The sequence below is a fragment of the Ruegeria sp. CDSC002 genome (assembly GCF_059610905.1).
In genome coordinates, this window is record NZ_JBXWOM010000008.1 from 198,704 (window position 1) to 217,589 (window position 18,886).

Here is an 18,886-nt window from a genome sequence, read left to right on the forward strand (position 1 = left end):
CGGTTCTACGACTGGAGTACGGTGCAGAGCAAATTTAATCAGATTGAACGTTTGGCGATTCAATCGCCGCAACCACCGCCATCTCCTGAGCCACAATCACCTGAATCCTCGTCGGCGAAGGGGTCGTTGCATTCAAAAATTAGCGTCAGCTCACTTTTGGAGGTCAGGCTATTAAGCGTGATCACAAAAACGAAGAGAGGTACGCTTAGCCAAAGCACTCCAAACAAAAAACCGCCACTTTGAACGATGGAACTGGCGCCGATGCAAATGAACACCAGCAAGAAGATCAGCACTATGAAAGTTCCAACTCTGTTTTTCCGCTTCCAAATCCCTTTTGGGGGCGTTCCAAACAAGTCCGAATAGGCTTTGACTGTGGATTTGTAGTCATCCAGATGTTGGAGACCTTGACCGCCGGGGTTGTGATGTACTGGTTTGCCCAGCTTCTTGCAAAAGACGTCCCAATAGTCGCGGCTGTGTTGCATGTGCAAATGCCAAACCAAATCGACCGCCTTTGAGGGGACGTTGCGTTCTGGTCGGGTGGCACAAAGATACATGAACTTTTGATATTCGGCGATCGCCACATTGGCGGTATCGCGAGAGATGCGGTTTTCGGCCATTAGTTGTTCAATGAACGGCGAGCCTGCAGCATCATCAGGCATTTTATGCGTCTTAATCAGCTCCCATAGCTGAGTATTGAGAGAGGTCATCGGAGCCTCCTATGTTTTCTCTTTTTTGCAACTTTGGACTAGCGCACGAATATGACAGATATGTGACACGTGCGGGAACCAGCTTGCGACACTGAGGCCAGTGGCGAGTTCGGAGCCAAACAAACCTCCTTCTACATTCAGGCTGAGCGCCTTGAAAATCGGGCGCTACTTTTGGCGAAGTAATAGACTCCTGAGGTTTTTTGCGAGGTCACTCGACGCTGAAATTTCGCTTTTCTGCCGACAAGCTGGAAAACAAAAACTCGCAACCGAGTTGTTCAGAATTTGATCAGCACGAATTTAGATGTCAGCCACAGTGCTGCGATAAGGATTACGTAAGTTGAAAGAACCCAAGCGGTTGCTTCTCTAATAGGCAGGCTTTTCATCTGCATGTGATGATGCCCGGCCATTTGGTGCCCGTTTTGGCCTGCCATTTCGCTGTTTTCGTGGGAAACATGACCAAGTGCTGGTGCCGGGCCATCAGCACCGGGAAGTGTCATGCAACCGTGTTTCAGGTGGTTCGCCACCAACCATCGGTTCATTGGAAAGGCGACAACCGCACCGACAACAGTCGCAAGGCTCATGCGAAACCAGAATTGTGGGGTAAGCGGGTCCTCGGATCCCGGCCACGCAGCCGTAAGCAGAACCATCGTCGGGATCATTCCGGTCATAACCATGTTCATCGAAACCGTTTCTGCAAAGAGCGTCTTTCGAACGGCCTGCCCGTAACTCCCGAACATTGGCATCATCATCAGCGCCTGGAAGATAAACAAACCAGATACGAACCCAAAGGCATATTCGACCAAGATGTCCCACCCGTTTGAAAGGTCCAGGAAGTGGACGAGGATGGCAGCAAAAATGATGCCCGTGGCATCACCTGCAACGCAGTGCATTTCGCTATTGATACCTTGTTTCCAAGTTGCGCGCGTATACTGGTCGTGACCTCCCGGGAATGGGCGGCGACATGCAAGCAAGTAGAAGAACAAGCCGACCGGACCGGTGTATAACGTTACGAGTATCCAAGCGGTTCGCTGTACCCAACTCGTAACGCCGTTGCTGATCGAATCCCAAATGACAAAGCCCACGCTGACACCAGTCAAAAGAAACCAGACGAGCATCGCACCATTCAGCATATTAATTCCCTATGTTCGGCTGAAAAAACACCGCGGATCGGATTGCGCCAGTCATGTGTTGTCAATTGACCAACTGTCCGGATTGTCCCGAGTAACTCTCTATCTGCATCGATTGGGCCGACCGTTGTTTCGCGCGACCTGATTACCCCACCGCAACAGGTTGACGTTGCAATCGTCCCGATCAATCAGAACTTCGATCAGGCAAAGACCGTCATGATCCAGAGCTGTTTTGATGGCCTTGTCCAACTCGCCTTCTGTTTTCACCCTGCATCCCCAGGCGTTACCCTCTCCGGCGCCAAACACATCAATCAAACCGGCGTAGTCCCAATTCTTGATGGTGTTATATGGGCCATCGTGGATTTCTACTTCGATCGTGTAGCCGCCATTGTTGATGAGGAAAATAATTGGCTTTGCATCGTACCGGATCATGGTCGAAATCTCTTGGGCGGTCAGTTGGAACGAACCGTCGCCAATGCATGAGATCAACCGGCGCTTCCTGTTACCTAAGGCGTATCCCAGCGATGCACCGACAGACCAGCCAATGGATCCATACTGCATCTGCATCTCGAACCGCGTGCCCTCGGGCAGTTTGGTCTCTATGCCGTTGAACCATGAGTCACCCGTCTCCACGAGCAACGTGCTGTCCTTATCCAGCATCTTCTGCACGCGGGCGAATAGTTGGCGAACCGTCACCGGTGTTTCGGCTTCACCGGGTGCTGGCGGGTTTTGTTCGGTTCTGACACGTTCGAAGGCCGCGACAGCACTGCTGTTCGGCGTAAGCTTGTCAGTTAGCGCATCCAGAAATTCATCCATGCGGACATTGCTGAAATGTGTGTCACCCAACTGTATGGACGTTGGATGCACCATAACCGCTTTGCCGGGATCAAAACCAAGCTGATGACCCGTCGTAGTGTAATCGGTGAAAACAGGGCCGACAAACAGCAGCCCGTCGGCGGCATCGACAATTTCCCCACAGCCCGGCGTGCTGACCGGCCCCCAATAAATCCCCATGAAGCCTTCGCTTGTCTCAGGCAGAAAGCTCTTGGCGTTGGGCATAGATGCCTGGGCGTATTCGCAGGCCGCGGCAAGGCTGCGCAAGGGGCGTTCGGCCTGACCCGCGCGCACTTTGCTTCCCGCGACAAGTACTGGCCGCTCTGCCGTATTCAGGAATTCAGAAACTTGAGAGACCGCAGTCGCTAATGTGTTCGGATCACTGCTGGACTGCCTGGCGAAACTACGCGGTACAGGCGCGGACGTAGGTGCACCTGCAATGTTCGAGGCGATTTCGATATAGACCGGTTTGCGTCGAAGCATTGCGGTGTCTATCGCCCTGTCGATCGCGACAGGCGCAAGAGACGGATGATGAATCGTGACAGCCTCTGCAGTGACGCGGGCGAACATCTCGCGCTGGTAATCGTATTCAACCTCGCCAAGCGTGTGGTGCAGATATTCCCACTCGGCTTCTGAGTTTGTGTTCGGCCCACCGGAAATCGCGATCAATGGAAGATCTTCGGCATAGGCGCCTGCGACGGCATTCAAAAGGCTCAACCCTCCGACCGAATAAGTGACGACAGCCGCTGACGGCCCCCCGGTTGCGCGAGCATACCCGTCTGCTGCGTAGCCTGCGTTGAGCTCGTTGCAGCAACTGATCATCCGCAGATCCCGATTGCCAAGCAGCTCGTCCAGCAGCACCAAATTGTAATCGCCGGGAACCACAAAATAATCCGCAATTCCAGCTTCTTGCAGTCTCTTCGCCAGATATGATCCGACAGTCCAGCGCTCTGTTGCCATGCCATTACTCCAATACAATTTATCAAAAAGAACTTGGCACATCCTATTCACGAAAGCCGGATTCGCAAAACCAAGAGAGTTGCGCTTGGCTCTGTCACGGAGAAGCTGGAAGCCGAAATCTGTTTTGAACTAGTGGGTGCTGTCTGCGTCAAAACTCAGCTATCGGTCTGTGCGGCCACCCAGTCGAATGACATCGCGCGATAAAATCGACAGAAAAGATCCTGAGCCTGAATGGGCCTTTACATCAACTCGAACCACAGATTGGACAAATTTACTCTTTGTGGGCGTTTCTGCCGCTCCCTATTGGAAGTGGATAACAATGCAGTATGCTCGATCCACCGACCAACCAATTGTGTGTTTGGTTTCCGCTCGTTGCGCGTCCACTGAAGATTGTTGAGGGCACCCTCGGACGCGGGTCCATTTGGAGAGAAAAGCATGCCGGTAACCGGGCCACCGCTGGCCGCTCCCGCGGATTTAACGAACCTTTTTCGGCGGGGATTGTCGGCGGATCCCAAGGCGATTGCGCTTTACGCGTTGGACGGGGCTTTGACCTGGCAGGAGCTGGATACCGCCTGTACACGGCTGGCGCTTCGATATCTGAGCCTGGGGCTTAATCCGGGGGACCGAATAGCTTCGATTATGCCGAACCGCGCGGTGTTGGTGATCCATTATCTGGCCTGCATGCGGGCCGGTTTGGTGGCGATGCCGCTCAACTATCGCTATACGGCCGCGGATATCGACCATGCGCTTCGGTTGGCGACGCCGGCGGCGCTGTTGGTGCATGGCGAGCGCGCCAAGGATGTGGCCGCAGTGCCAGGCGTCGGGCGACTGCCTTTGGGGTTGATATCCTATGCAGGCGAAGTGGACGGGGCGCTCGTCTTGAAGGACCTGATGGACGGTGAGGTTGAGGGGACATTGCCGACGATTGGGGCGGACGCCCCGGCGTTTATATTTTTTACTTCAGGGACCACGGGCAAGCCGAAGGGCGTGACGCATAGCCATGCCAGCATGGGGGCTATGGTGGCAAGCAATGCTCAGGGGTTGGGGTTGGGACCCGGGGATGTGGTGCTTCCGGCGTCTTGGATTTCCCATACTGCCGGGTTGCGGCTGACGTTTGCTGGGCTTTGGGCTGGTGCCAGAACGAACGTAGTGCGGCAGTTTTCGCCCAATGAGCTCCTAGGGCTCCTGCGACAGACAAAGCCGACAGTGGCTCAGATATTGCCCGCGCCATTGGCTGCATTGGTAACGGGGCACGGTGCAGTGCGCGAAGACTTTGCTTCATTAAGAACGATGATGGCAGGTGGCGACAAACCCTCGCAGACACTGGTCGACGCCTTTGGTGCGTTGGCAGGTGTGCCGATCGGGGCGTTTTACGGAATGACGGAAATGGGGACGTCACATTCGAACACCCATGGAGGAGTAGAGAAAGTCGGTTCCATTGGATTGAACAATCCAGGCTATGTCTCGGCGCTTCGCGATGAGGCCGGGGTAGAGGTGCCCGTGGGAGTGGACGGCAGGCACTGGGTCAAGAGCCCGACTATGATGACGGGCTATTGGGACGATCCAGGTGCGACAGCGGCAGCGTTTCGGGATGGCTGGCTCGATACTGGCGATTTGATGCGACGGGATGAGGATGGCTATTTTTGGTTCCGGGGGCGGCAAAAACAGATCATTGTGCATGACGGCTCGAACATCAGCCCGGCAGAGGTGGAAGATGTACTGACAGCGCACCCCGCCGTTGCAGTGGCAGTGGTGGTTGGGGTGCGAGATGAGATGCACGGTGAAGATGTTTGGGGGTTTGTGAGCTTGGTCGAAGGGGCGAAACCGGTGCGCCCCGGAGATATCATCGCCTTCGCGCAGAAACAGATCGGATACAAGGCGCCGGATGTGGTTCGGATCGTTAGTGCATTGCCGCTGACCATGGGAGGCAAGTTGGACCGGATGGCGTTGAAGCGGATGGCGGCGAAAGAAAGCGGTGCCGCGCATATACTGTGATACCGTGGACGATCAGGTCGCAGATGCGAAATGCTGACCTGAGATAAGAAGCGGTGACGATGGGCAACGGAACTGAGGATCTCATTCCCTCAGCGCGGAATGCGGCATTGGAAGTCGAACCGCAACTTGTTGTAAATAGGCACTCTTAAGCTGCTCAAGCCCTACCGAAAGTATCCGCGCCCGAACAGTTGGGATTGCACGGTCAGGTGCCTTGAGGCACGGTGTGGTTCAACCTGGAAGGATGTTCATGGCCGCCGCAAAACCTACCAACCCGTGGCTCATATTGCTTGGCCTTGCGCTTGGCGTCAGCATATCCAACGCTTTTGGTCGCTTTGCATACGGACTAATCCTGCCATCAATGAAAAGTAGCCTTGGTTGGAGCCTCACTCAATCCGGGTGGCTCAATACGGCCAATTCGATTGGCTACATAGTGGGTTCGATTCTAACGCTTTTACTGATCCGGCATTTTTCTCCGTCGCGATTATTTGCAAGCGGAACTGTGGTGACCGCATTGTGCCTTTTGGCAACCGGGTTTGATGAGAGCCTCGTGTTTCAAACTGCTTGTCGTACTTTGGTTGGGTTGTTTGGTGCACTTTCCTTTGTGTCCGGCGGCGTACTGGCGGCATCGCTGTTCCAAACCAGCGCCCGAAAGAATGCGTTGGCCATCGCCTTATACTTTGGCGGTGGCGGTGGATTTGGTATCGCATTATGTGGCGCGATCCTTCCGAGTATGTTGGAGGTTTTCGGACCACAATATTGGGACTGGGCGTGGATCGGGGTCGGGTTGGCAGCCCTGGTCATTTGCCCATTTTCGGTTTGGGCTTCCACAAAATTGAACGAAACCGAACACGACGCCGCACTGCCTTCCATCCCGCCGGTGCGCAGAATGCTTGGCGAACTCGGCGGGTATGCGCTGTTTGGATTGGGTTACATTGTGTACGTCACTTTTATCTCGGTCTGGATGAAAGAGCAGCACTCCAGCGTCCTGTTGACCACCGCAACATGGATGGTTCTTGGGGTCAGTATTATGGCGTCTCCTTTTGTTTGGCGCGGGGTCTTGGCCCGCTTTCCATCCGGAACGCCGTTGGCGCTAATCCTTACCGGGGTCGCATTTGGATCAGCCCTGCCAATCTTGGTTCCATCTGGATATGGATTGATTTTGTCGGCACTGGTGTTCGGGCTATCGGTCTTTATGCCACCCACTGCAGTCACCAGCTTTGTCCGCCAGAACGTGGATCAGCAGGATTGGGGTGCAACCATAAGCTTTTTTACAGTTGTTTTCGCAATTTCACAGACACTGGGACCAATCGGGGCTGGTATCATTGGCGACTTAACCGGAGAAATAGGAGATAGCCTCGTCGTGGCTTCTGCGGTCCTGCTGGTGGGTGCCCTTTGTGCTGCGATGCAAAAGCCGCTCAGGCGTGAGGCGGCGTAGCCGTCGTATTCAGAACCATACTGATTCATTCCCTATTTGGACGCGGTGGGTTCTGAATGCGCAATGTGAGACCTTCCGGTCACTCCAACCTGACCTGCTTTAGGCAATCTCCTCATAATGCGGGGTCCAGAACTTCGCATCTATTGCCGCTTTCAAGTCATTCCCCGAGGATTTAGGCGCAACCCCATCCAACTGCGCCTGTTGACCAACGGCAAATGCGATAGCCTTGCCGACCTCGCGAATGTCCCCCACATCGGGCAGCAAGCTGGCTGTGCGATCGGACTTCGCAGGTGACAACGTGGCGAGCGCCTCGGCGGCGGCCATGAACATTCCGTCCGTGACGCGGCGCGCGCCTGACGCCAGCACGCCCAACCCCATACCGGGGAAAATGTAGGAGTTGTTGCACTGCGCGACATGATGCGTTTTGCCGTTGTAGACAACAGGATCAAACGGGCTTCCGGTGGCAACCAATGCATGACCATCTGACCAGCGTATAATATCCGCTGGTACGGCCTCAATTCGCGATGTCGGGTTCGACAGCGGCAATACGACAGGATGTTCTGTGTGAGCCGCCATCGCCCGAATGATCTCTTCAGAGAACAAGCCTGCCTGACCGCTGACACCCACCAATATGTTGGGTTTGGCCTGATTAATCACATCCAGCAGTGAAATATTACCATCGGACCAACTTTCCACTTTGGTGAGGGATTGGACGATTTGCGTTTGGAACGGCAGGAGGTCTTTCATCGCATCGGTTAACAACCCATTCCGGTCCACCATGTAGATACGCGCGCGCGCCTCGGTCTCGGGTAATCCTTGGCGGACCATGAGTTGAACAAGTTGCTCGGCGATACCCACTCCCGCTGATCCCGCTCCAAGAAACGCGATGGTAGCGTCCTTTAGTGGTATGCCAGTGACATTTGAGGCAGCCAGCAAAGTGCCCGCCGTTACCGCTGCGGTGCCCTGAATATCATCATTGAATGTACAGAGCTGATCACGATACCGCGCAAGCAGGGGTGCCGCATGTTGCTGAGCAAAATCCTCGAATTGCAGCAAAACATCCGGCCACTTGCGCTTTACCGCCTGTACAAAAAGATCGACAAAGTCAAAGTACTCATCGCCGCTGACGCGTTCATTCCGCCATCCGATATAGAGGGGATCTTCCAGCCGTTCTTTATTGTTGGTGCCGATGTCCAGTACCACCGGGAGCGTTACAGACGGGCTTATTCCGCCCGCAGCGGTATAAAGCGAGAGCTTTCCGATCGGAATTCCCATGCCGCCCGCGCCTTGATCGCCCAAACCCAAAATCCGCTCTCCATCGGTGACGACTATGGCCTCAACTGAGGGTAGGACGGCATTCTCAAGTATGTCATCGATCCGGTCACGCTCGGGGTAGGAAATGATCAATCCGCGTGGGTGATCGTAGATCTCACTGAACTTCTTGCATGCGTCACCCACGACGGGTGTGTAAATTATCGGCATCATCTCTGTTAGATGTCGCACCAATAGAGCGTAAAACAGAACTTCGTTGTCATCCTGCAGGCCACGCAGATAGACATGCTTATCCAGCGACGTCTCTTCACGTTCAAAGGCGGCATAGACGCGGTCAACCTGGGTTTCGAGCGTTTCGATGTGTGGTGGAAGAAGACCCAACAATCCAAACTTTTCTCGTTCGTTTAGAGAAAAGGCAGTACCTTTGTTCAGGAGCGGGTTTGCCACAAAGTGCAAATTTGCAGGATCAGTATTGGCCATAGGATGCCCTTTCGGATCGGCACGCACAGGTTGCACGCATCTGTCTGGTAAGGTCAGCATTATACGACAAAAAATGCAACGAGCTTGCGACTGGAACTTTTCGGATTGAGCCAACACACTCGCGCGCGATGGCGTGCCCGAGTAATTCGCGGCCCAGAACCGCCATTCGTCTCAGTTGCTCACGCTGCATTGCAGATTCCCCGAAGCGGATTTTGGCCGGGAATCTCATCCAACAGATAGGTCGCAAGCAGTTCGGAGTACTGCCAGTCTCTGGAGCTAGGGATAGTCAAAAGAGCCGTGTCCCAAATACGAAAATGTTAATCGGTCTACCGCTTCCATTGTGCCCGCACTCGACACCGCGGAACGATGGACACCCACAATCAATTCGCACGGAAGATGCTAACCTTTACGCTTTTTCCAACCGTTGCATTGACCAGCTAATGACCCCGCCCACCAAGATAAATCCGAGCAAACAACCAAGATAGACATTCATTTTTTCACCCGATGCATTGAACCCGGAATGCCCGAAATTCGAGATGGTTTCGATGGTCTGTTCAACACCAAATACTATACTGAGCCAGGTCAACCAGGGTGGAATATTTTTGGTCTCACCAAATCCCAGCACGGCAATTGCGCTGCCCCTTCTGACAGGCCGCTTGGATCATAAGCCAGGCCAGCCCAAGTCCACGCCTGAACTTTTGCCGTCAGAGTGAAACCAAAGACGCCGGCCAAAAAAACATAGCGATGAGGCACAGGAAGAAGGGCTGAGAACTGGCCAGAAAAAGTCATCAAACCGAGAGAGACAAATGTTGGAGACCAATGCGTTGCCGAAGAAGATTGTGATCGACAAAAACGGTGCCAACATTGCGAGCCTCAAGGCTACCAACAAATGCTGAAGAGCTTCGGTTGTCCGATGCCAATTGAGATGGTGAGCCGTTTGATGAAAGGGTGATCTTGCTCAATGATGCTATTCATGGATTTCCGCCTGACCACATCAATCAGGATCGGGTAGCCGAAACTGAGTGCCGGAGGTGGAGGAACACCGCTTGCAGGATCACTTCTTTTGGAAAATGCGCACCTTTGAATGAGATTGCCGCGGCTAGCTTCCGTCTATATCCGTAACGCCTTTTACACGATGGCCTCACCTCAGTTAGAAGGTAAAAAGTTTGCGACAAAGTCATTAAAGATCACGGTTCCTGACGCCGGACAGAACCCTTTTCACATTCAAGTTGGTTGTAGCAAACGCAGTTTTCAACGATCCCAATGGAAATGACGTCAAACAGTCGTCTCAGTTGTTGTGCTCGACGCTCAGGAAAACCAGTGTGCGCTCCTCTTGGCTCTTGTCTTTAATGGCAACCCGATAGACACGGATTCCGGCGTCCAATTCTCTAAGCTTATAGCTGTCGGGATGATTGACATGCGGATCGTTTGGAGCAGGAGTACCGTCTCGACAATGGGTTATTTCAGCCCATGTGTCGTCAAAGTAGCTTGCGGCCTCATCGCTTCTAAACTGAAATTCCCAATAGCACGAAACGCCGCGGGAATTACCTAAACCATCGAATGCCAGACATACCGACCCAAATGGCGCAACCCCGGTGTCATTAAAGCTCTCAAGTGCAGAGATTCGTGCGCATCCGGCAGCCAGTCCAATGGTCGGATGAACGAGTATAACCGTTAAAAGTGAAAGCCAAAAACACAACGAGACGCTATTGCGAGGTTCGATATCGGATGCTGGAGCGGGGCAGACAAAACTCTTGCTGTCGCGCAGTTTTGCGAAGGTCATTCTTCGCATACGATGCACCCTGACGGGAGACTCTCTGTGACCAACAGTTTTGTTAAGGAGTCGTCATTCTGCTGCATCAGGAACATCAACAATTGAATAGTTGCCCTTTACGCGTTCCTTTGTCGGGTCAAAATGAGGGAAAGGCACTATTTTGGCTTTCAGACGCTTTTGTTGGCCGTCCAGTTGCCCGATTTCAATGTCAGCTCCGACGACGGCATGAGTGACCGAAACCCGGCCTAACGCAATAACCTTGCCCAGAACGGGTGATTTCATCGCGCTGGTAATCTCTCCAACCTGCGCCTTTCCTAAACGCACACAATCGCCGGGCGAGGGGACCGTGCCGCCCTCAATCTCGAAACCGACCAGTTTGCGATGAGGATGGGTCTTGCGTTCTTCAATCGCTGTCCGCCCGATAAAATCGTCGGGCTTTGACTTCAGTGGAACGGTGAAGCCGATGCCAGCCTCGAAGGGATCGGTTTGATCGTCGAATTCGGACCCGGCAAAGATCAAGCCACCTTCGATCCGCACCATATCCAGTGCCGCAAGTCCAAGCGGAGCTATGCCATATTCCTGGCCAACCTCCCAGACGCGATCAAAGATCTCGACGGCATCTTTGGGATGGCAGAAGATTTCATATCCCAGCTCACCTGAATACCCGGTCCGAGAAATTACGACAGATGTCCCCTGCACATCACCAACCCGAGCCACGGTAAGCCGGAACCATGGCAGTTCTTCGATCGTCGGTTGCTGAGGCGGTGTCCAAAAGATCTTGGAAAGGATGTCGCGACTGTACCGCCCTTGAACCGCAATGTTGTGCAATTGATCAGTTGAATTGCGCACCCAGACATTCATATTGCGTTTGAGGGCCTGTTCCTGCAGCCACAATCCGCTCGTGTCATTCCCGCCAATCCAGCGAAAGTTTGTTTCACCCAATCGATAAACCGTACCATCGTCGATCATACCGCCGTGTTCATAGCACATCGCGGTATACACGACCTGACCAACGCTTAGCTTTTTCATGTTGCGGGTTACGCAAAGCTGCAACAGCTCTTCTGCATCGGGTCCGACAACTTCGTATTTCCGCAAAGGGCTGAGGTCCATAACCGCAACCTTGTCGCGGCAGGCCCAGTATTCGGCAATCGCGCCGTGATTGGTCATCGTGTCGGGCAGCCAATAGCCGTTATATTCGACGAAATCACGGGTGTGCCGTGCAAAGCAGTCGTGAAATGCAGTTTTCTTGGTTTCTTCCACATCCGCCTCCGCAGATTTTCTATAGCCGTAGGATCTTTTGAAATCCTCGGTCGCCTTGTAGGTTCGCACCTGAATATCGGTTGGATTCCAGCCATTTGCTGGATCAATGTCGCAGGGACAGCCGGTGCTGACGCAGACCAGATCGGTCAGCGCGCGCAACAAGACGAAGTCACCGGGGCGCGACCAGGGGTCGTCCATGCCAATGGCGTTGGTGTCGTCCAGCATCGTGTTGAAAAAGAAGTTGATTGCAGGCCAACCACCACGTGGTTTGATGCCATACTGATCCAAGTCTTTATTGATATTGTCCGAGCAATTCACGTGGCCAGGGTAACCGAGATCTTCATAATACCGCGCCGTACAGGCAAGGCCAAACGTGTCATGGCGTCCGCACGTATCCTGAACGATCTCTATCAGCGGTTCCTGATCTACTGACCAATACTTCGAAAAAATCCCCGGTTTTGGATACAAGCTGCCCATCAGGCTACGCGTTGTTGTGGGATCAATCTCGCGTTCGATCCCCTGATCCAGTGCCCGTCGGCTGAAGGCCTGAAAATCCGAGCACTCACGCCCGCGAACATCGACAATCTGAATGAACTCACCGGCCCTGACCTCGTACGAGTGGGCATTGCCCGGCTGAATATTGAAGTCCCTGAGCGGATCGGCCAGCGGTTCGGGTGGTCCCACATCGGGTTTTTCCAAACCGGGTGCAGAGCGCTGAATGTACAGGATGATATCCGTGGGAGGGTTGTTATCTTCGGGGCGCATCGCCTTGCCGGGTGCAGCCACGATCAGAAGGCCCTCACATTCGGCGACGAAATGCACCATGTCACCGGGGCGCGACCCGTCGGTAAACGCCCGGATCGCGTCACCTTTTCCGATGTCAAATCCGGCAACTTCCAGAGCGCGCAGCACTTTCTTGCCAGACGGCGATCCATTGGCCAGCGTCGCAATCAATCCCTCCGGACGTCCATGTCCCAAAGCACCCAGCATGGCCGCATCAGAACTTCGGTCAGGGGCGAAGAAGACCATCTCGGCCTGTTGCATCCCGTCGCGGTCCAACAAGGTTATCGTATCACCTTTGGAAACCGGAACAGCGCGCGACCCCATTCCGGGGACCGGGTGGCGTTCCGTTCCATGTGGCAGGATCGGAAGGCCGGGGGCCAGAACTCCGCTGCGTTCGAACGGAACTTCGAATACCGGCTTCACATTCATAGTGCATCTTCCTGAATGATCTCGGTTGCACCGCGGTGGGTGACAACCAATAGGCATCCCGCCTCGGTTCGCGAATAGTGGCTGGACCCAGCGCCGAGGCTGACAAAGTCGCCGCTGCGATAGCAAAATCCATCGTGATCTGTCAGATCGCCTTCGAGGATGAAGAACTCTTCTGGCCCATGGTGGATATGCGGGCTTGAACGTGTGCCCGCTGCCATCTTCATCAGATAGCTACCTTGCCCGGTTCCCTCATCAAAGCTGACATTCTTCCACCAGACTTGCTCGTCGGGTCGGCCTTCCATACGCATCCGGACAAATCCGGGATCGTCGAAACGGGTAACGGTGCGTGGGATTTGATGCTGTGCCATCTCAATCAAGCCCCAACCGTTTTTTGCGTTTTTCAGCCCAACTGCTGATCGCCATGTCAAAGGTCAGCGCCATCAGGGACACGTTCAGACCCAGCACAAAGTTCTTGCCCAGTTCGGTGCCCGCCAGTGTTCGCTGCAGCTCCTGCCCCAGATCCTGCGTGCCGATGAAGGCGGCAATGATAACCATAAAAAAGGCGAACATGATCGCCTGATTAAACCCGACCGCCATTGTCGGCAGTGCCAGCGGAAATTGCACCGACATCAGCTTTTGCCGACGGGTCGAGCCGGACATGTCTGCCGCCTCGGTCATTTCCGGCGGTACATTACTGAGTCCAATAATCGTGTACCGGATCAGCGGCACGGCGGCGAAGATCAGGATTGAGAACACAACTGCCACATCATTGACCCCAAACAGCATGATCGCGGGGATCAGGTAGATGAAGCTTGGGAAGGTTTGCGCGGTGTCGCAGGCCAGCAGGATGCTTTTGGACCAGCGGTTGGACCGCGCTGCAACAACGCCCAAGGGGATACCGATCATAGTCGCCAGCGCGACTGCTGAAATCACAGTATAAAGCGTGATGACCGACCGATCCCACCAGCCCGAGAAGGCGACAATCGTAAAGAAGATCGCGGCGTAGATGCCGGGCTTTCGGCCACCGACCCAATACGCAAAGGATACAACCAGCAGGATAAAAGCAGGAGTCGGAATGGCGAGTAGCGTATTCCGGAACGGGATCAAAACTTTGACGTTTAGGAACCAGCGCAGCCATTCGGTTGTGCCCTTGATCGCGTCTATGGCCAGGAATGACTTGATCACCACGTCGATTTCCTTGCCCTGGCTGAGATGCTGCTTGCGACCAACTTCAGCCAGGATCGGGAACACCTGTGCCAGCAGAGTAAATCCAACAAACAGACCCAGCGCGACCAGCGAAATCTGGTGCCGTTTCCACCACGGTGTCCCGCGTTCGAAGTGCACCGGCTGCTTGACGACCCAGGCCTTTGACATCCGATCCAACGTGACAGCCAGAAGGACGATGGTTACGCCAATCTCGAAAGAACGGCCCAGTTTGAAACTACCCATCATCGCCAGCAGTTTCGCGCCAAGACCGGGCATTCCGATAAAGGCGGTCAGAACAACCATCGCAAGACACAGCATGATCACCTGATTGACGCCGACCAGTACCTCGATCCGCGCGGCTGGAACGTAGACGTGGCGCAACATCTGCCAGCGTGTGCAGCCAGACATCTGGCCTGCTTCGATCACTTCGGGGCTGACCTTTTTCAGGCCCAGAGTGGTCATCAGGATCATCGGTGGGATGGCAAAGGTAATTGTTGCGACGGCCCCAGCTGTCGGTCCAACCTTAAAGAAGATCACTGCTGGCAAGAGATACGTAAAGAACGGCAGGGTTTGCAGTACGGACAGGATGGGTTTCAGCAACCGTTCGAACCAGCCGTATTTCCAGGCTGCGATGCCTAGTACCAGACCCAGCAAGAAAGCCAATGGTGCCGCAACCACGATGACGGACATCGTCTGCATGGCGATTTTCCACTGTCCGATTGCCGCGGTCCAGATGAAGGTGCCCGCGCCCAAGGCAGCCAACCGCCATCCACCAACGGCATAGCCGACGACGGCTGCCACAGCGGCAATCGCGGACCATGGGATCGGGCCCAGATAGGGCCAGCGACGCTTGCCCTCCAATAGGTTCGCCGAGGTATCCAGCAGAAACTCTAGCGGGCCTTCTGCAATAAAGCGGGTGACATAGATCAAACCGAGATCGTTTTGAATGAAGTTGAAAATCGCGTCCAAAACCTGTGCCGTTGGCGGGATTGCAGCCTCCGGAATGCGATTCAGCCACTCGGGCAGAATGCCAATTGCCTTAGCCAGGATCAGTGCAAGAGCGGTGACCAGCAGCGCGGTTAGGACTTTGGTTTGCCCCCACGGGCCGTCCCTTGTGTCCGATATGTCGGTGGACAGCGTCGCCATCATTCCGCCCCAAGCAGAACATTCAACGCGGTGTCACGTTCCAGAACCCCGGTGACAACGCCTTTGTCATTCGCGACCGGCAATAGGATGCGCTTGTCATTTACCAGTACCCGCGCCAATTCGTGAATAGTCGAGCCGCCATTGATCGGCGCGCCCTCCAAAGCATGACCATTCACAGGCTTTGCAAGCCCCTTCGCATGTACGACCCGGGCCTTGTCGACATCTTCGGTAAATTTGGCCACATACTCGGTGGCAGGGTTCATCACGATCTGATCGGGGGTGTCACACTGTTCGACCGCGCCGTTGCGCATGATGGCAATCCGATCGGCCAGACGCAGCGCCTCATCGAAGTCATGCGTGATGAAGACGATGGTTTTGCCCAGCATTTCTTGCAGACGGAGGAATTCATCCTGCATTTCACGGCGGATCAACGGATCCAGCGCCGAGAAGGGCTCATCCAGAAACCAGATATCCGGCTCAATCGCCAGTGATCGGGCGATACCGACCCTTTGCTGTTGACCGCCGCTGAGTTCACGCGGGAAATATTCTTCCCGACCTTCAAGGCCCACCAATTTGATGACCTCCAGTGCGCGTTCGCGCCGGTCGTAGCGATCTTGCCCGCGCATTTCCAACGGGAAGGCGACGTTGTCCAATACCGTGCGATGTGGCAACAGACCGAAGGATTGGAACACCATCCCCATCTTGTTGCGGCGCAGCTCAATCAGCTCGCGTTCAGTCAGGCTCATGATGTCCTGACCGTCAACTTCAATCGTTCCGCCTGTAATATCGTGTAGGCGTGAAAAACACCGCACTAGCGTGGACTTGCCTGATCCTGACAGGCCCATAATGACCAGCATCTCGCCACGAGCGACCTCAATCGAGACGTCCTTGACACCGGCGATGTACCCATCCGCGCGGATCTCATCGAAACTGCGGCCAGCGGCCAGAGATTTCAGATAGCTCTCTGGCGAGGGCCCAAACAGTTTCCAGACGTTTTTGGCTGAGATGACAGGCGCTGAGGCGGACATGGCTGCCTTTCTTTCGTGTTGAGCGCGGCCTTGCATCGCTGAGATGTTCAAGGCCGCGCCAGTTTCGGTGGATGCAACCGGATTATGTACTGCAGGCACTGATCCAAGGATCAATGACGGCGCGGTTGGCGTCCAGCCATTCTTCGGCTGCCTCTTCCGGCTCAAGCTCATCAGTGTCGACCAGCTTCGCCATCTCAGCAATCTGCGGGTTGGTGAAAGAAATCTCGGTCAGGGCGCAATACGCGGCCGGCCACTTGTCTTTCATGCCATCCCAAGCCGCCTTTTTCAGGTAACCCTCGGCAGGGTTGCCACAATCATACAGCGCTTCCGGGTTGGGACCCTTGGCTGGATCCTTGTCGCACCCATCTTCCCATGCCGGGAATTCAACGAACTCACCTGGCCAAACAGCTTCGGCGAAGTTTGGCGTCCAGTTAAAGACCAAAACCGGCGTTTTGTCTGCCTCTGCCGCGCCAATCTCAGCCCAAAGGGCTGCGGCTGAACCCGCATTGATCACCGTAAAGTTCAGATCCAGTGCTTCGGCGCGTTCTTTACCATGCTTCAACCAGTCGACCGGCCCATCCAGATAACGGCCCTTGTCACCGGTTTCGGCTGTGGCGAACAGGTGCGCACAGTCGTTCAGTGCCTGCCAGTCAGGCAGGCCCGGGCAGGATTCCTTGGTCCACATCGGATACCACCAATCCTCGCGCGTGACCGCATCATGATCGCCCGCATCATGCAGACCACCTTTTTCCAGTGCCGCGCGGTAGGATGCACCAAAGGCACCTTCCCAGACTTCCATCTCCAGCGCGACATCGCCCAAACGTACCGATTCATAGACGGCCTGACTGTCGGTGGTGACATATTCTACGTTGTTGCCCATCTCTTCGAAGATCAGGCCTACAACGTTCGACATCACGATCTGGCTGGACCAGTTGTGAATGGGGATTACGATCGGGTCGCTGCTGTCTTCGGCAGCCGCGCCAGTTCCCGCTACTGCTGCCAAGGTTGCAGCAGAAAGTAGGTTTGTAAGTTTCATGTTTGCTCCCTGAGTGACATTCATTTTTGAGTTGAGGACTCTTCCGGCCCCGAATTCATGCATTCTGCCTAAGATCGTCTAATGTGCAGAACAGAAATTTGAGGGGCTTTGACCATAATTTCTTGAGGCTAATCCGACTTTTTGCTATCTTAACAGACAGTTGCCTGATCGAATGTTGCCAGATGCGGGCAAATGTTTTTGATCGCGCCGTCGTCCAGCTCGGGAAAAGGCCCCCAAATGCCAAAAAAAGCGCCAGTCACCGGGAAAGTCTTGCCGCCGCTAGACTATTTGTTGGCATTTGAAGCCGCTGCCAAGGCACAGAGTTTTGCGCAAGCCAGCAAGGTGCTGAACATCTCAGAGACCGCAATCAGCCGCAAAGTACGCTTGCTGGAACAGCACTATGACGTGCCCTTATTCGTAAGGGGTCATCGTTCTGTTTCCCTTACTCAACAGGGTGCCATCCTATTGGCGACCGTGGAAAAATCACTGGACCTGATGCGGGATGTCAGCCGAGACATGCTGGCCAAGCATCAGGCAAATACGGTTTCGATCTCGGCGACCAATTCTGTTGCGTCTCTTTGGCTGATGCCGCAACTTCGCAAGTTCAACAAATCCAATGGCCGAATACGTATCTCTTTAGTGTCTTCTGACAGTGACGCAGAATGCCTGTCAGATTCTATGGACCTGACAATTCTGCGGGGGGATGGCGACTGGCCGGGGTACGAGGCAAAGCTTCTGTTCGGAGAAACCGTTTTTCCGGTTTGCAGCCCCGAGTACCTCAAAAGTAATCCCAATGCCGCGGATCTTTCTGCGTTACCGGAACTTGACCTTATTGAGGTCACCAGCGCGCATGCAGAATGGATGACGTGGCGTGCGTGGTTCAGCGGCAATGGTGTATCAACATCATCAATGGAACAGGCAGTCGCGTTCAACACTTACCCATTGTCAGTACAGGCAGCGGTTGATGGATTGGGCATTGCGTTGGGATGGGCCCATCTTGTTGACCCATTGCTTGAAAGCGGCGCTTTGGTCAGGCCAGTCCAGGGCGCATCGGTGCGAACGGAGTCAGGATATTACCTGCTGAAAAGGCCTTTCAACAGTGCTTTTCCAGAGCAGTTGATAGTCGAAGATTGGCTGCTGGGTCTTAGTGAAGGTCGGAAAAGATACGCCTGAATTGGGTTGTTGGTGGCTGGGCATTGATGGTGAGTTTGGCAACGGGCTGTTTGACCACTACAACTCACGTATTGACCCACGGGAATAATTATTTACCTTAAAGAAAAATGGACGAATCTGGGTTGGTGCGCAACCGATCCGGCCAAGACGTTGTCAGACTTTTCCAACCGGGGGTTTTGCCCAATGAGCTATAAATCGGACATTGAAATTGCGCGCGAGGCGCAGAAGAAGCCTATTCAGG

Annotated in this window: 14 protein-coding genes and 1 pseudogene; 4 read left to right on the forward strand and 11 right to left on the reverse strand. The window is 54.4% G+C overall.

Annotated elements, in window-relative coordinates:
- Positions 1 to 59: 59 nt before the first annotated feature.
- The 3 genes from AC2FJE_RS16415 to AC2FJE_RS16425 all read right to left on the reverse strand — a co-directional run bounded on the left by AC2FJE_RS16415 (position 60) and on the right by AC2FJE_RS16425 (position 3,628).
- Positions 60 to 707, reverse strand: a complete 648-nt coding sequence (locus AC2FJE_RS16415; RefSeq protein ID WP_496756884.1) for a glycine-rich domain-containing protein — start codon at positions 705 to 707, stop codon at positions 60 to 62.
- Between the two features lie 275 nt (positions 708 to 982).
- Complete coding sequence (locus AC2FJE_RS16420; RefSeq protein ID WP_496707499.1) at positions 983 to 1,837, reverse strand: DUF4396 domain-containing protein; 855 nt, start codon at positions 1,835 to 1,837, stop codon at positions 983 to 985.
- Positions 1,838 to 1,936: 99 nt separating this feature from the next.
- Entirely contained in the window at positions 1,937 to 3,628 is a 1,692-nt protein-coding gene (locus AC2FJE_RS16425; protein ID WP_496756886.1) for a thiamine pyrophosphate-binding protein, read from the reverse strand.
- 435 nt (positions 3,629 to 4,063) lie between these two features.
- Between AC2FJE_RS16425 and AC2FJE_RS16430 the strand changes: the two genes are divergently transcribed.
- Both AC2FJE_RS16430 and AC2FJE_RS16435 read left to right on the forward strand, forming a co-directional pair.
- Positions 4,064 to 5,623 (forward strand): class I adenylate-forming enzyme family protein, encoded by a 1,560-nt coding sequence (locus AC2FJE_RS16430; protein WP_496761164.1) that lies wholly within the window; start codon positions 4,064 to 4,066, stop codon positions 5,621 to 5,623.
- Between the two features lie 247 nt (positions 5,624 to 5,870).
- The gene (locus tag AC2FJE_RS16435; protein WP_496756895.1) at positions 5,871 to 7,058 is read left to right on the forward strand and encodes a YbfB/YjiJ family MFS transporter; all 1,188 of its coding nucleotides are present in this window, start codon (positions 5,871 to 5,873) and stop codon (positions 7,056 to 7,058) included.
- 99 nt (positions 7,059 to 7,157) lie between these two features.
- Here AC2FJE_RS16435 and AC2FJE_RS16440 read toward each other — a convergent pair whose 3' ends face one another.
- Positions 7,158 to 8,810: an NAD-dependent malic enzyme gene (locus AC2FJE_RS16440; RefSeq protein ID WP_496761165.1), complete on the reverse strand. Its 1,653-nt coding sequence runs from the start codon at positions 8,808 to 8,810 to the stop codon at positions 7,158 to 7,160.
- 406 nt (positions 8,811 to 9,216) lie between these two features.
- The gene (locus tag AC2FJE_RS16445; RefSeq protein WP_496756900.1) at positions 9,217 to 9,435 is read right to left on the reverse strand and encodes a hypothetical protein; all 219 of its coding nucleotides are present in this window, start codon (positions 9,433 to 9,435) and stop codon (positions 9,217 to 9,219) included.
- 184 nt (positions 9,436 to 9,619) lie between these two features.
- Here AC2FJE_RS16445 and AC2FJE_RS16450 point away from each other — a divergent pair.
- Positions 9,620 to 9,741 (forward strand): annotated as a pseudogene (locus AC2FJE_RS16450) (IS6 family transposase); the annotation flags it as partial.
- A 357-nt stretch (positions 9,742 to 10,098) separates the two neighbouring features.
- Here AC2FJE_RS16450 and AC2FJE_RS16455 read toward each other — a convergent pair.
- The 6 genes from AC2FJE_RS16455 to AC2FJE_RS16480 all read right to left on the reverse strand — a co-directional run bounded on the left by AC2FJE_RS16455 (position 10,099) and on the right by AC2FJE_RS16480 (position 17,472).
- Positions 10,099 to 10,593 (reverse strand): hypothetical protein, encoded by a 495-nt coding sequence (locus AC2FJE_RS16455; RefSeq protein ID WP_496756902.1) that lies wholly within the window; start codon positions 10,591 to 10,593, stop codon positions 10,099 to 10,101.
- Positions 10,594 to 10,656: 63 nt separating this feature from the next.
- Positions 10,657 to 13,056 carry a trimethylamine N-oxide demethylase gene (locus AC2FJE_RS16460; RefSeq protein WP_496756904.1) on the reverse strand — a complete coding sequence of 800 codons (2,400 nt, stop codon included), beginning with the start codon at positions 13,054 to 13,056 and terminating at the stop codon, positions 10,657 to 10,659.
- On the reverse strand, positions 13,053 to 13,424 hold the full coding sequence (locus AC2FJE_RS16465; protein ID WP_496725128.1) for a cupin domain-containing protein: 372 nt from the start codon (positions 13,422 to 13,424) through the stop codon (positions 13,053 to 13,055). The genes AC2FJE_RS16460 and AC2FJE_RS16465 overlap by 4 nt, the downstream gene beginning before the upstream one ends.
- 1 nt (position 13,425) lies before the next feature.
- On the reverse strand, positions 13,426 to 15,408 hold the full coding sequence (locus AC2FJE_RS16470; RefSeq protein WP_496756907.1) for an ABC transporter permease: 1,983 nt from the start codon (positions 15,406 to 15,408) through the stop codon (positions 13,426 to 13,428).
- Positions 15,408 to 16,436 carry a quaternary amine ABC transporter ATP-binding protein gene (locus AC2FJE_RS16475; RefSeq protein WP_058277106.1) on the reverse strand — a complete coding sequence of 343 codons (1,029 nt, stop codon included), beginning with the start codon at positions 16,434 to 16,436 and terminating at the stop codon, positions 15,408 to 15,410. Before AC2FJE_RS16475 ends, AC2FJE_RS16470 begins: the two co-directional genes overlap by 1 nt.
- 82 nt (positions 16,437 to 16,518) lie before the next feature.
- Positions 16,519 to 17,472 carry an ABC transporter substrate-binding protein gene (locus tag AC2FJE_RS16480; protein ID WP_058277107.1) on the reverse strand — a complete coding sequence of 318 codons (954 nt, stop codon included), beginning with the start codon at positions 17,470 to 17,472 and terminating at the stop codon, positions 16,519 to 16,521.
- A gap of 237 nt (positions 17,473 to 17,709) precedes the next feature.
- Here AC2FJE_RS16480 and AC2FJE_RS16485 point away from each other — a divergent pair, with 237 nt between their 5' ends.
- Positions 17,710 to 18,645, forward strand: coding sequence for a LysR substrate-binding domain-containing protein (locus tag AC2FJE_RS16485; protein ID WP_108862480.1), 936 nt, complete (start codon positions 17,710 to 17,712; stop codon positions 18,643 to 18,645).
- The last annotated feature ends 241 nt before the right edge of the window (positions 18,646 to 18,886 follow it).